The following is a 13,523-nucleotide window of genomic DNA, read 5'->3' on the forward strand; positions in this document are numbered from 1 at the left end:
TTTCCGTTCTCTGTCGGGGCGGTGAGCTTGAATGGACGGGTGGCAGTGAATTCAGGGATCCCGGGCGGTTTCGGTCCGGCCACCCGGCGCTGGTTCACGGACTCGTTCGGTGCACCGACGCCGGCCCAGTCGCGTGCCTGGAAGGCGATCACCGGCGGCGAGCACACCCTGGTCATCGCCCCCACCGGCTCGGGCAAGACGCTGGCCGCCTTCCTGTGGGCGATCGACCGGCTGCTGCACGCCCCGGCCGACCGGCGCCCGCCCCGGCGCACCCGCACCCGCGTCGTCTACGTCTCGCCGCTCAAAGCCCTCGCCGTGGACGTGCAGCGCAATCTGTCGGCACCGCTGGCCGGGATCGCCAACGCCGCCGCCGAACTCGGCCTGCCCACCGCACCGGTGACGGTCGGAGTCCGCTCCGGCGACACTCCGCCGGCGGTCCGCCGCTCGCTGATCGCCGATCCGCCGGACATCCTGATCACCACCCCCGAATCGCTGTACCTGATGCTCACCTCGTCGGCCCGGGAGACGCTGACCGGTGTCGACACCGTGATCGTCGACGAGGTCCATGCGATGGCCGCGACCAAACGCGGCACCCATCTGACGCTGTCCCTCGAACGTCTCGACCTGCTCACCGAGGCTCCGGTGCAGCGCATCGGGCTGTCGGCGACGGTCCGGCCGCCCGAGACGGTGGCCCGTTTCCTCACCGGCTCGGCGGACTGCCGGATCGTCCGGCCGCCGCTGCGCAAGACCTTCGATCTGCGGGTGGACGTCCCGGTCCCGGATATGACCGATCTGCCGTTGCCGCCCGGCTACACCGGCGAGCTCGACGACGCCTTCTCCCCCACGGCCGGCTCGCTGTGGCCGTTCGTGGAGAACGCCATCGTCGACCTCATCGAGGCCAACCGGTCCACCATCGTCTTCGCCAACTCGCGACGGCTGGCCGAGCGGCTCACCGCCCGGCTCAACGAGATCGCCGCCGACCGGGCGGGCGATCCGGTGGATCCGGCCGCATCCAACCGGCAGGTTCCCGGGGGCGCGCCCGCGCAGATCACCGGCGCGGTCATCACCGGCGGTGCCCCGGAGATCCTGGCCCGCGCCCACCACGGTTCGGTGAGCAAGGAGCAGCGCGCCGACATCGAGGACGCCCTCAAATCGGGCCGGCTGCGCGCGGTGGTCGCCACCAGTTCGCTGGAACTCGGCATCGACATGGGCGCCGTGGATCTGGTGATCCAGGTCGAGGCACCGCCGTCGGTGGCCTCCGGGCTGCAACGCGTCGGCCGGGCCGGGCACCGGGTCGGCGAGATCTCCCAGGGTGTGGTCTTCCCCAAGCACCGCACCGATCTGATCCACTGCGCGGTCACCGTCTCGCGCATACTCGACGGCGCCATCGAGGAGATCACGTTTCCGGCCAATCCGCTCGACATCCTGGCCCAGCAGACCATCGCGGCCACCGCCGTCGACGACGTCGACGTGGACGCCTGGTTCGACACGGTGCGCCGGGCGGCGCCCTACGCCGCCCTGCCGCGTGAGGTGTACGACGGTGTCCTGGATCTGATCTCCGGCCGGTACCCGTCGGACGAGTTCGCCGGTCTGGCGCCGCGGGTGGACTACGACCGCGCCACCGGCACCCTCTCCGCGCGCCGCGGCACCCTGCGCATCGCCGTCACCTCCGGCGGCACCATCCCCGACCGGGGGCTGTACGGGGTGTTCCTGCTCGGCGCCGAGGACGAACGCGGCCCGCGCCGGGTCGGCGAGCTCGACGAGGAGATGGTCTACGAGTCGCGGGTCGGTGATGTCTTCGCGCTCGGCGCCAGCAGCTGGCGGATCGCCGAGATCACTCCTGACCGCGTGCTGGTGACCCCGGCGTTCGGCCTGCCGGGCCGGTTGCCGTTCTGGATCGGCGACGCGGTGGGCCGGCCGGCGGAGCTGGGGGCGGCGATCGGGAAGTTCGTCGGGCAGGCCGCCGATCCGGAGAAGCTGGCCGCGCACGCACAGCGGATCGGGCTCACCGACAACGCCCGGGAGAATCTCGCCGCCCTGATCGCCGAGCAGCGCGAGGCCACCGGGGTGCTGCCGACGGACCGGACCCTGGTGGTCGAACGCTTCCGTGACGAGTTGGGCGACTGGCGGCTGGTGCTGCATTCGCCGTACGGGCTGCGGGTGCACGCGCCGTGGGCGAGCGCCGTCGCCACCGGGCTGGCGCAGCGTCTCGGCCTGGACGGGGCCACCACGGCCACCGACGACGGCATCATCGTGCGGCTGCCGGACGCCGACGACACCCCGCCGGGCAGCGACCTCTTCGCCGTCGGCGCCGACGAGGTGGAGGCCGTCGTGACGGCGGCGCTGGCCGACTCGTCGCTGCTGGCCGCCCGCTTCCGGGAGTGCGCTTCCCGGGCGCTGCTGCTCCCCCGGCGCGATCCGCGCCGGCGCGCACCCCTGTGGCAGCAGCGCCAGCGGGCTGCCGAGCTGCTCGCGGTCGCCTCCCGGTTCCCGGACTTCCCGATCGTGCTCGAGGCGGTCCGCGAATGCCTCGACGACGTCTACGATCTGCCGTCCCTGCGGGAGCTGCTCACCCGGATCGCCGCCGGCACGGTCCGGCTGGTCGATGTGCAGACGCAGAGCCCGTCGCCGTTCGCCGCCGCGCAGCTGCTCGGCTACACGGGCGCCTTCATGTACGACGACGACGCGCCGCTCGCGGAGCGCCGGGCCAGTGCCCTCTCCCTCGACACCGCACTGCTCGCCCAGCTGCTCGGCCGGGTGGATCTGCGCGAGCTGCTCGATCCGGACGTGATCGCCCAGACCGTGGCCCGGCTGCAGCGCACGGCGCCGGACCGGCAGGCCCGAGACGGTCAGGACGTGACCGATCTGCTGACCTGGCTCGGTCCGCTCGACGCGGACGAGATCGCCGAACGGTACTGCGGGGACACCGATCTCGACGCCGTGCTGGCCTCGCTGACCGATTCCGGCCGGGTGGTCCGGGTGGGTCTGCCGGCCGGCCGCCGCGCCTTCGCCGCCGTCGACGATCTGGCACGCCTGCGCGACGGTCTGGGAGTGCCGGTGCCGCCCGGCGTGCCGGCCGCCCGGCTCACCCCGGTCGACGACCCGGTGGGTGATCTGGTGCACCGCTATGCCCGCACGCACGGACCGTTCACCGCCGCCGAGGCGTCGGCCGGTCTCGGCATGGCTCCGGCGGTGGTCGCCGACGCGCTGGGCCGGCTCGCCCAGCGGCGCACCGTGATCGAGGGCGAGTTCGTACCGCGGCCGGGAACACCCGAGCCGCAGTGGTGCCACAGCGAGGTCCTCGGACAGCTGCGCCGCGGTTCGCTGGCGGCCGGGCGCGCCGAGGTCCAGCCCGTCGACCACCCCACCTATGCCCGGTTCCTGCTGGGCTGGCAGCACGTCCAGCCCGGCCGGCGCCTGAGCGGGGTTCACGGGCTGCTCTCGGTGATCGAACAGCTTGCCGGGCAGCCGATTCCGGCGTCGTCGCTCGAATCACTGGTACTGCCGAGCCGGGTCGAGGGCTACACTCCCGCCCTGCTCGACGAGCTCCTGTCGGCCGGAGAGGTGGTGTGGTCCGGGCACGGCCGGATCGGCGCCGCCGACGGCTGGATCGCCCTGCATCCGGCGGAGGCCGCGCCGGTCACCGTCCGCCCGCCCGATCCGGATGCCGAGCTCGACGAGCTCGACACCGCCGTTCTGGGCGCCCTGGCCGGCGGCACCGGGATCGGCGGCGCGCTCCGGCTGCCCCAGCTCACCGAGGCTCTGCGCGATCAGCACGATGCGGTTCCGGACGAGGCCGCGATCACCACGGCCGTCTGGAATCTGGTGTGGGGCACCCGGATCACCAATGACTCGTTCAGCGTGGTGCGGGCCCTGCTCACTCCGGGCCGGTCCCGCCGGCAGGCCACCCCCGCACATCGGATCCGCGGCGGGGCGCCACGGCTACGCTCGGCGCGTTTGTCCGCCCGCTACCTGGCCGGAATCGAGTCCACTCCCACGCCGCCGCTGCTCGGCGGCCGCTGGTCGGCGCTTGAGAGCGGAGTGCTCGACGCCACCGAGGCGGCCGCGGCCGCCTGCGAGATTCTGCTCGACCGGTACGGGGTTGTCACCAAGGGCCCGGTGACCGTGGAGCAGGTGCCCGGCGGCTTCGCCCGGATCTACCGGGCCCTGCAGGTCTTCGAGGACAGCGGGCAGGTGCGCCGCGGCTACTTCATCGACGGCCTGGGCGGCGCCCAATTCGCGACCGCGGTCTGCGTCGACGAGCTGCGCGCGGCGGCCGTGGTGGCCCGCGAGCAGCGCGGCACCGCCGTCCTGCTGGCCGCCACCGACCCGGCCAATCCCTACGGGGCCGCCCTGTCGTGGCCCGGCACCGGCGAGGGTGAGAGCGGCCACCGCCCCGGCCGCAAACCCGGCGCCCTGGTGGTCCTGGTCGACGGCCGGGCGACGGTCTTCGTCGAACGCGGCGGTAAACGTCTGCTCACCTTCACCGAGGAGCGGGCGGACCTCGAGTCCGCCGCGGCCCGCCTCGCCGAGTCGGTCCGTTCGGGTGCGGTGGCCCGGATCCACGTCGACACGATCGACGGCCGGCCGGTTCGCGACAGCTCGTTCGGCGATCTGCTGCGCGAGCACGGTTTCTCGGTCACTCCGCGCGGCATCCGAATGCACTACGACCCGAGGACGCGGTGACGACCGGCCATGCCCGAGGGTGACACCGTCTACGCCGCCGCGCACCGGCTGCGCGCCGCCCTGGCCGGAAAGACACTGACCCGCACCGACTTCCGGATTCCGTCACTGGCCACCGTGGACCTCTCCGGCTCGGCCGTGGGCGACGTCCGCTCGGTGGGCAAGCACCTGTTCATCGACCTGATCCGCCCCGGCGGCGCGGCCGTCTCGATCCACTCCCACCTGAAGATGGAGGGTGTCTGGCACGTCTACCGCCGTGGCGAACGCTGGCGCCGGGCCGGTCACACCGCCCGCGTCGTCCTGGAGGCGGACGCGGTGCAGGCCGTCGGCTTCGACCTCGGTGTGCTGGAGCTGCTCACCGATCCGGACGCGGCCGTCGCGCATCTGGGCCCGGATCTCCTGGGCGCGGGGTGGGATGCGGAGCGCGCGGCGCGGAATCTGCGCGCCGATCCCGGCCGGCCGATCGGACTCGCGCTGCTCGACCAACGGAATCTGGCCGGCATCGGCAACGTCTACCGGAGCGAGCTGTGCTTTCTGCTGCGCGTGCACCCGGCGGCGTCAGCCGGTGAGGTCGACACCGACACGGCCGTCGCCCTGGCGCACCGGCTGCTCACGGCCAACCGGCTGCGCACCGTCCGGGTGACCACCGGTGCCGCCGCGCGCGGCAGAGAACTGTGGGTGTACGGCCGGGACCGCCGGCCCTGCCGGCGCTGCGGCACCACCGTCGTCCGCGAGTATCTCGGCGACGACACCCGCCCCGCCGACACGAGCCGGTCGATCTATCTCTGCCCGCGCTGCCAGCCGCGCCCTGACTAGCCGGCACCCGACCCGCCACTGCTGCACCATCTCGCTGCGTCGTTTCCAATTCGCGGCCTGAGCCGAGGCCGCGAACTCGAAATGAGACCGCGACTACCCAGCCGCGCCCTGACTACACCGGGTAGCGGTCGGGTTCGTCGCCGAACTTGAAGCGGCGGCCGGTCACCTCGTCGGGGGTGATCTCCACGTAGTTCATCTTCAGGGTGGGCACCCAGGGCTTGAGCGGCAGCTTGTCGGCCTCCAGGATCTCCTTGGTGCCGGTGAGGATGCGGGCCCGACCCTTGGCCACCACGCTCCAGCCGATCCGGCTGGTGAACCCGTCGGTCTCGAAGACCACCCGGTTGTTCACCGCGATCTCGGCGAGCTTGGTGCCCTCACCGCTGCGGAAGTAGATCTTGCCGTCGCTGGCGCAGGCGTTGACCGGGAAGATCTCCGGCTCGCCGTCCACACTGATCGCCAGCCGGCCGAAGACCGACTCGGAGAGCAGATTCCAGCACTGGTCCTCGTCGAGAATCGAGACCGCTTCCATCGCACACTTCCTCTCACGCAGGGCCGAGGGATCGGCTTTCCCTCACCCTATGCCCGGCGAAGCGCCCGCGCAGGGGGTGCGGGGACCAAGGCCCCGGCGATCAAGGACCTAGGGCCCGGGCGATTCTCGTCACGCCGCATCCGGTCGGCGGTCACCGTCGGCACGGTCAGTCCTCGGGGGCCGGCACCGGCTCGAGGATCTCCCGCCGGGCCTCGGGTGCGGCCGCCCGCAGCGCATCGGCGCTCTCGTCGTCCGGCTCGCGCTGGGAGGCGATCTCGGCGGCCACCCGCGCGCGGTAGTTCTCCACTTCCCACTCGACGGTGGGCCCGTCCCAGCCGAGCACCGGAGCGATCAACTCGGCCACCTCGCGCACCGATTCCGCTCCGCGATCGCTGTATTCGATGGCGATCCGGGTACGGCGCGCCAGCACGTCCTCCACGTGCAGCGCGCCTTCGGCGGCCGCCGCATACAGGACCTCGGCGCGCAGGTACTGCGGCGCCCCGGCCAGCGGCCGCAGCAGCGAGGGATCCTCGGCGGCCGGTTCGAGCACCTCCTCGAGCAGCGAGCCGTACCGGTTGAGCAGCCGCCGGACCCGGTACGGGTGCAGGCCGAAGCGCTCCCCCAAGTGCTCGCACTGGTTGATCAGGGCGTAGTAGCCGTCGGCACCGACCAGCGGGACTCGCTCGGTCACCGAACCGGCCACCCGGTCCGGGATGAACGGAGCCGCCGCGTCGACGGCGTCGGCCGCCATCACCCGGTAGGTGGTGTACTTGCCGCCGGCGATGGACACCAGGCCGGGCGCGACCGCGGCCACCGCGTGCTCGCGGGACAGGGCCGAGGTGGCCTCGTCCTCACCGGCGAGCAGCGGCCGCAGACCCGCGTACACGCCCTCGATGTCGTCGTGCGTGAGTTCGGTGACCAGTTCGGCGTTCACCCGGTCGAGGATGTAGTCGATGTCCTTGCGGGTCGCCGCCGGATGCGCCAGATCCAGATTCCAGTCGGTGTCGGTGGTCCCGATGATCCAGTGCGTCTCCCACGGGATCACGAACAGCACCGAGTTGGGGGTGCGCAGGATGATCGCGGTCTCCGAGACGATCCGGTCACGCGGGACCACGATGTGCACCCCCTTGGACGCGCGCACCCGGAAGTGCCCGCGCTGGCCGGTCAGCCGCTGCACCTCGTCGGTCCACACGCCGGCGGCGTTGATCACCGAATGCGCCCGCACCTGGGTCAGGGCACCGGTCTCGCTGTCGCGGAGCTTCACACCCATCACCCGGTCGGCCTCGGTGAGGAAGCCGACGGCCTGGGTGGACGTGCGGATCACGGCGCCGTACTGGGCGGCGGTGCGCGCCAGCGTCAGCGAATGCCGCGCATCGTCGACGACGGTGTCGTAGTACCGGATTCCACCCACCAGCGCATCACGGCGCAGGCTCGGCGCCACCCGCAGCGCACCGGCCCGGGTCACATGCCGCTGGCCGGGAACCGATTTGGCCCCGCCCATCCGGTCGTACAGGAACAGCCCGGCCGCCACATAGGGGCGCTCCCAGACACGTTTGGTCAGCGGGTAGAGGAACGGCAGCGGCTTGACCAGATGCGGGGCCAGCAGCCGCAGCGACAGCTCCCGTTCGGCGAGCGCCTCACGCACCAGCCCGAATTCGAGCTGTTCGAGGTAGCGCAGGCCGCCGTGGAACATCTTCGACGAACGGCTCGAGGTGCCCGAGGCGATGTCACGGGCCTCGACCAGCGCCACCCGCAGCCCGCGGGTGGCGGCGTCGAGCGCTGAGCCCACGCCCACCACGCCGCCGCCGATCACCACCACGTCGAACTGTTCCTCACCGAGCCGGCGCCACGCCTGCGCCCGCTGCTCGGCATTGAAATCCGCAGGTCGTTCCTGGTTCACGTCGCTGGACACGTTGGCCAGACTACCGGAGGGCGCCGGGGATCGCGTGGCACACTGTGCTCGTGACACGAGCTGCTTCCGAATCCTCCGCCCCGCGTTACGTCGCGGCCATCGATCAGGGCACCACCTCCACGCGGACGATGATCTTCGACCGCGCCGGCACGGTCATCGCGAGCGAGCAGCTCGAACACCGGCAGATCTTCCCGCGCGCCGGATGGGTGGAGCACGACGCCACCGAGATCTGGCGCAACACCCGGCGGGTCACCGCCGCGGCGCTGGCCTCGGTGGATCTGACGCACAGCGACATCGCCGCCTGCGGCATCACCAATCAGCGGGAGACCACCCTGGTCTGGGACCGGCGCACCGGCCAGCCGATCGCCCCGGCGATCGTCTGGCAGGACACGCGCACCGCCGCCCTGTGCGAGGAACTGGCCGCCGACGGCGGGGTGGACCGCTTTCGCGCACAGACCGGGCTGCCGCTCTCGACGTACTTCGCCGGCCCCAAACTCCGGTGGCTGCTCGACAACGTCGACGGCGCCCGCGAGCGCGCCGAACGCGGCGAACTGGCCTTCGGCACCATGGACAGCTGGATCGTCTGGAACATGACCGGCGGGGTGGACGGCGGCCTGCACGTGACCGACGTGACCAACGCCTCGCGCACCATGCTGATGGATCTGCGCACCCTGGACTGGGATCCGCAACTCTGTGCGGCCCTGGACGTGCCGATGTCCCTGCTGCCCGAAATCCACAGCAGCTCAGAGGTTCTCGGGCCGCTGCGCGAGACCGGCCCGCTGCCCGGCGTGCTTCTGGCCGGCATCCTCGGCGACCAGCAGGCCGCCACCTTCGGGCAGGCCTGCCTCGAACCGGGCGAAGCCAAGAACACCTACGGCACCGGCAACTTCCTGCTGCTCAACACCGGGACCGAGCCGGTGTTCAGCGATCACGGACTGCTCACCACCGTCTGCTATCGCCTCGACGGTCAGCCCGCCCGGTACGCGCTGGAGGGCTCGATCGCAGTCACCGGGTCACTGGTGCAGTGGCTGCGCGACAATCTGGGGCTGATCGGCAGCGCCGGCGAGGTGGAGGCGCTGGCCGCCGACGCCGAGGACAACGCCGGGGTGTATTTCGTGCCGGCCTTCTCCGGCCTGTTCGCGCCGCGCTGGCGGCCCGATGCGCGCGGGGTGATCGTCGGCCTGACCCGCTTCGCCGACAAGCGGCACCTGGCGCGCGCCGTGCTCGAGGCCAGCGCCTATCAGACCCGCGAGGTGATCGAGGCGATGGAAGCCGACTCCGGGGTCCCGCTGACCACCCTCAAGGTGGACGGCGGCATGGTGGTCAACGAGCTGCTCATGCAGTTCCAGTCCGACATCCTCGGGGTGCCCGTGGTGCGCCCGGTGGTCGGCGAGACCACGGCCCTCGGCGCCGCCTACGCGGCGGGTCTGGCGGTCGGCTTCTGGAACGACACCGACGACATCCGCCGCAACTGGTCCGAGGCCAAGCGCTGGGAGCCGGCGATGACCGACGAACGCCGGGCCGAGCTGTACGCCGGCTGGAACCGCGCCGTCGAGCACTCGCTGGATCTGGCCTGAGCCCCCTGCTCCGGATCAGTCCAGGTCGTCGTGCCGGACCAGCTGGCGGGCGGCCTCGGTGATCGACCCGGACAGTGACGGATACACCGAGAAGGTGTTCGCCAGTTCGGAGACCTGCAGCTTGTTCTCCACCGCCAGCGCGATCGGCAGGATCAGTTCGGAGGCGTTCGGGGCGACGATGACGCCGCCGATCACCACACCGGTCGCGGGACGGCAGAAGATCTTGACGAAACCGCGCCGCACGCCGCTCATCTTGGCCCGCGGGTTGGTCGCCAGCGGCAGCATGACGGTGCGCGCCGGGTACTGCCCCGCGTCGATGGCCTTCTGGGAGACGCCGACGGTGGCGATCTCGGGCCGGGTGAAGATGGCCGAGGAGACCGTCTTGAGCCGGATGGGGCTCACGCCCTCGCCGAGCGAGTGGTAGATCGCGATGCGGCCCTGCATGGCGGCCACCGAGGCCAGCGGCAACAGTCCGGTGCAGTCGCCGGCGGCGTAGATGCCCGGCACCGAGGTGCGCGAGACCCGGTCGACCGTGATGTAGCCGCCGCGATCGGTGACCACACCCGCCTCGTCGAGCCCCAGATCCTTGGTGTTGGGCACCGAACCCACGGTCATCAGCACATGGGTGCCGGTCACCTCGCGCCCGTCCGCCAGGTAGACGGTGGCGCTGGTCTCGTCGCGGGTCACCTTGTCGGCGCGGGCGTGTTTGATCAGCGTGACGCCGCGCTCGGCGAAGGCCTCCTCGAGGACCAGTGCGGCGTCCTCGTCCTCGTGCGGAAGCACCCGGTCGCGGCTCGATACCAGGGTCACCTGCACCCCGAGCTCGGTGTAGGCGTGGACGAACTCGGCACCGGTCACACCCGAGCCGACGACGATCAGGTGCTCGGGCAGCTCGGTCAGGTCGTAGAGCTGGCGCCAGTTCAGGATCCGCTCCCCGTCCGGACGCGCATCCGGCAGCACCCGGGGCGACGCACCGGTGGCGATCAGCACCATGTCGGCGTCGAGCGCCTGCTCCGAGCCGTCGGCGGTGCGCACGATCACCGAGTGCACGGCCGCCTGCTGTCCGGGCGCGAGCCGGGCGCGGCCGTTGATGATCCGGACGCCCTCGCTGAGCATCCGGGCACGGATGTCGGCGGACTGGGCGAAGGCGAGCGCCTTGACCCGCTGATGCACGTGCGGCAGCGTCACCAGCGCGTCGGAGGCGTCGATGTCGATGCCCAGATCCCCCGCCTTGCGCACCTCGGTGCGCACCCCGGTGGAGGCGATGAAGGTCTTGCTGGGCACACAGTCCCAGAGCACGCACGCACCACCGACGCCGTCACAGTCGACGACGGTGATGTCCGCACCGTAGGCGGCGCCGGCCAATGCGGCTTCATAGCCTGCCGGTCCACCACCGATGATCACGATTCTGGCCACGCTGCACACTCCTGGGGCTGGGGAGCCGTTGACCCCTCCAACTTATCGGGTCGACGATGGCCGTGTGCAGTTCCCTTCCCCGGCAGTGACGGAATAGGCTTTGGCCGTGCCGATCTATGCCGCCTACGCCTCCAATATGGATCCCGCCCAGATGCTCGAGCGGGCCCCGCACTCCCCGATGGCCGGAACCGGCTGGCTGCACGGCTGGCGTCTGACCTTCGCCGGCGACGACATCGGCTGGGAGGGTTCGCTGGCCACCGTCACCGAGGACCGCGACGATCCCGACTGCAAGGTCTTCGTCGTGCTCTACGACGTGACCGACGAGGATTCGGCGAGTCTGGACCGCTGGGAGGGCACCGAGCTCGGCGTGCACCGCAAGATCCGGGCGCGCGTGGAGACCGCCGACGGACCGGTGCTGGCCTGGCTGTATGTGATCGACGGCTATGAGGGCGGACTGCCGTCGGCCCGCTATCTGGGGGTGATGGCCGACGCTGCCGAGGTGGCCGGCGCACCGGCCGAGTACGTGCAGCGGCTGCGCCTGCACGAGGCCCGCAACGTGGGCCCCGGCCCGGACGAGCCGCTCGACAACCAGGGCTGAGCCCCGGCGGCCTCAGTTGGCGGGAACGGCCGGGATCTCCAGGTCCAGTTCGCCGCCGAGGACCACGCCGGCCAGGGTCGCCACCCCGACGCCGATGGCGCGCTCGTCCAGATCGAAGTTCGGCTGGTGCAGGTCGAAGTGCTCACCGAGGCCCGACCAGACGCCCAGCCGCGCCATCGCGCCGGGCACATGGTCGAGGTACCAGGCGAAGTCCTCGCCGCCGGGCGACTGCGGGGTGTCCACTTCGGCGGCCGGATCGATGTTGTTGACCGCCCGGCGCAGCATGCCGATGCTGTGTTCGTCGTTGACCACCGGCGGCACCCCGCGCACGTAGGTCAGGTCGTAGCCCACGCCGATCGGCCCGGCGAGTTCGCCGACGATGCTGCGCACCAGCGGCTCGAGGTCGCCCCACACGGTGTGGTCGCCGGTGCGGACGGTGCCGCGCAGCGTGCCCTCCTGCGGGATGGCGTTGGGCGCATCGCCGGCGTGCGCCGCCCCCCAGCCCATGACGGTGCCCGAACGCGGATCCACCCGCCGGGCCAGCACCCCCGGCAGCCCGGTGATCATCGCGCCCATCGCGTACACCAGGTCGGTGGTCAGATGCGGGCGGGAGGTGTGCCCGCCGGGACCGTGCAGCCGGACCTCGATCCAGTCCGCGGCCGAGGTGAGCGCACCGGTGCGCAGTCCCACGGTGCCCACCGGCAGATGCGGGTCGCAGTGCAGGGCGAAGATGCGCGAGAGCCCGTCGGTGACGCCGGCGTCGATCGCGTCGAGTGCGCCGCCGGGCATCACCTCTTCGGCGGCCTGGAAGATCAGCCGCACCGAGAAGGGCAGGTCGTCGAGTCCGGCCAGCAGGCAGCCGGCGCCCATCAGCATGGCGGTGTGCGCGTCGTGCCCGCAGGCGTGCGAGACGTTGTCGACGCGGGAGCTGAACGGCAGGCCGGTGCGTTCGGGGACGGGCAGGGCGTCGATGTCGCCGCGCAGACCGATCCGGGGTCTGTCGGCCGGGCCGAAGTCGCAGACCACCCCGGTCCCGCGCGGCAGCACCTGCGGGGTCAGGCCGGCGCCGGTGAGCACGTCGACGATCTTGGCGGTGGTGGCGAACTCGGCGCGCGACAGTTCCGGGTTGGCGTGGATCTCGCGGCGCCAGGCGATCACCTGGTCGAGGTTCGCGTCCAGCCAGGACCGGATCGGATCGGGGTGCGCGGCAGTCATCAGAGCAGCGTCGGCGGTGTCTGCACGGCCAGGTCCTCGAGCAGCGGCAGCCGGAAGCCGCGCTTGATCACCGACAGGTTCTCGCCCACCAGGTGGGCGCGTTCGCCGGCCACCGCGTGGGCGCGCGTCAGCAGGTCATCGACGGCGACGGCCTCGTCGACGATACCGGCGGCCGCGGCGGCGTCACCGTTGTAGCGCCGGGAGGTGAGGATCGCCTCGGTGGCGACGGCGTCGGGGATGCGGTGGCGGATCAGCGAGGCCATACCGCGGGTGAACGGCATGTTCAGGGCGGCCTCGGGCAGCGACCAGAAGCCGCGCTCGGTGCGCATGATCCGGTAGTCGGCGCACAGGGTGAGCATGGCGCCGGCGCCGAAGGCGTGGCCGTTGACCGCGGCGATCACCGGGGCCGGTGCGGTGAGCACGCGGGTGTAGAGGGCGTGCACCGTGTCCAGGTAGCCGGGCAGTTTCGCGAACTCGGCGGCGATGTAGTCGGTGTCGAGACCGTTGGTGAAGTACTTGCCGGTGGCGGTGAGGATGATCGGCTTGCCGGAGGCCAGGGCGTCGTCGAACGCCTGGTTCACCTCCTGCAGCCAGCTGAGCCCGAACCGGTTCTCCGGGTTGTGCTCGTCCAGTTCGGCGCCCGCCGCGCCCAGGAAGACTTCGGCGGCGTCATCGGTCAGATTCACGTACGGCATGGCAGTGACTTTATCGCGGCGAATCCGCGTGATGATCGGCACCGCCCGACTCCTCCACCACGGCGCCGGCAGGCTCTAGGCT

At 71.7% G+C, this 13,523-nt stretch carries 9 protein-coding genes; 4 read left to right on the forward strand and 5 right to left on the reverse strand.

The window, feature by feature from the left end; translation table 11 throughout:
* Window positions 1-39 precede the first annotated feature (39 nt).
* Both ACJMNC_RS09565 and ACJMNC_RS09570 read left to right on the forward strand, forming a co-directional pair.
* Window positions 40-4,686: an ATP-dependent helicase gene (locus ACJMNC_RS09565; RefSeq protein ID WP_408947717.1), complete on the forward strand. Its 4,647-nt coding sequence runs from the start codon at window positions 40-42 to the stop codon at window positions 4,684-4,686.
* 9 nt (window positions 4,687-4,695) lie between these two features.
* Window positions 4,696-5,499 (forward strand): DNA-formamidopyrimidine glycosylase family protein, encoded by an 804-nt coding sequence (locus tag ACJMNC_RS09570; protein ID WP_408947718.1) that lies wholly within the window; start codon window positions 4,696-4,698, stop codon window positions 5,497-5,499.
* A 112-nt stretch (window positions 5,500-5,611) separates the two neighbouring features.
* On the opposite strand, the gene ACJMNC_RS09575 is transcribed toward ACJMNC_RS09570, so the two are convergent.
* Both ACJMNC_RS09575 and glpD read right to left on the reverse strand, forming a co-directional pair.
* Entirely contained in the window at window positions 5,612-6,028 is a 417-nt protein-coding gene (locus ACJMNC_RS09575) for a pyridoxamine 5'-phosphate oxidase family protein (RefSeq protein ID WP_408947719.1), read from the reverse strand.
* Window positions 6,029-6,194: 166 nt separating this feature from the next.
* Window positions 6,195-7,940: a glycerol-3-phosphate dehydrogenase gene (glpD, locus tag ACJMNC_RS09580; protein ID WP_408947720.1), complete on the reverse strand. Its 1,746-nt coding sequence runs from the start codon at window positions 7,938-7,940 to the stop codon at window positions 6,195-6,197.
* 50 nt (window positions 7,941-7,990) lie between these two features.
* On the opposite strand from glpD, the gene glpK reads away from it, so the two are divergent.
* Entirely contained in the window at window positions 7,991-9,517 is a 1,527-nt protein-coding gene (glpK, locus tag ACJMNC_RS09585; RefSeq protein WP_408947721.1) for a glycerol kinase GlpK, read from the forward strand.
* A gap of 15 nt (window positions 9,518-9,532) precedes the next feature.
* Here the strand turns inward: glpK and ACJMNC_RS09590 are convergent, their stop codons facing one another.
* A complete protein-coding gene (locus tag ACJMNC_RS09590; protein WP_408947722.1) occupies window positions 9,533-10,933 on the reverse strand; it encodes an NAD(P)H-quinone dehydrogenase in 1,401 nt (466 codons plus the stop codon).
* Between the two features lie 106 nt (window positions 10,934-11,039).
* On the opposite strand from ACJMNC_RS09590, the gene ACJMNC_RS09595 reads away from it, so the two are divergent.
* Window positions 11,040-11,531 (forward strand): gamma-glutamylcyclotransferase, encoded by a 492-nt coding sequence (locus tag ACJMNC_RS09595; RefSeq protein WP_408947723.1) that lies wholly within the window; start codon window positions 11,040-11,042, stop codon window positions 11,529-11,531.
* A gap of 12 nt (window positions 11,532-11,543) precedes the next feature.
* On the opposite strand, the gene ACJMNC_RS09600 is transcribed toward ACJMNC_RS09595, so the two are convergent.
* A complete protein-coding gene (locus ACJMNC_RS09600) occupies window positions 11,544-12,746 on the reverse strand; it encodes an amidohydrolase (protein ID WP_408947724.1) in 1,203 nt (400 codons plus the stop codon).
* Complete coding sequence (locus ACJMNC_RS09605) at window positions 12,746-13,441, reverse strand: enoyl-CoA hydratase/isomerase family protein (protein ID WP_408947725.1); 696 nt, start codon at window positions 13,439-13,441, stop codon at window positions 12,746-12,748. The genes ACJMNC_RS09600 and ACJMNC_RS09605 overlap by 1 nt, the downstream gene beginning before the upstream one ends.
* Between the last annotated feature and the right edge of the window lie 82 nt (window positions 13,442-13,523).

It is taken from the genome of Gordonia sp. VNK21, from assembly GCF_046098115.1.
Lineage (GTDB): Bacteria > Actinomycetota > Actinomycetes > Mycobacteriales > Mycobacteriaceae > Gordonia.

Coding starts and splice junctions, on each gene's coding strand:
- ACJMNC_RS09600 (WP_408947724.1), bottom strand. CDS start 12,746: ATGACTGCCGCGCACCCCGATCCGATCCGGTCCTGGCTGGACGCGAAC.
- ACJMNC_RS09575 (WP_408947719.1), bottom strand. CDS start 6,028: ATGGAAGCGGTCTCGATTCTCGACGAGGACCAGTGCTGGAATCTGCTC.
- ACJMNC_RS09570 (WP_408947718.1), top strand. CDS start 4,696: ATGCCCGAGGGTGACACCGTCTACGCCGCCGCGCACCGGCTGCGCGCC.
- ACJMNC_RS09605 (WP_408947725.1), bottom strand. CDS start 13,441: ATGCCGTACGTGAATCTGACCGATGACGCCGCCGAAGTCTTCCTGGGC.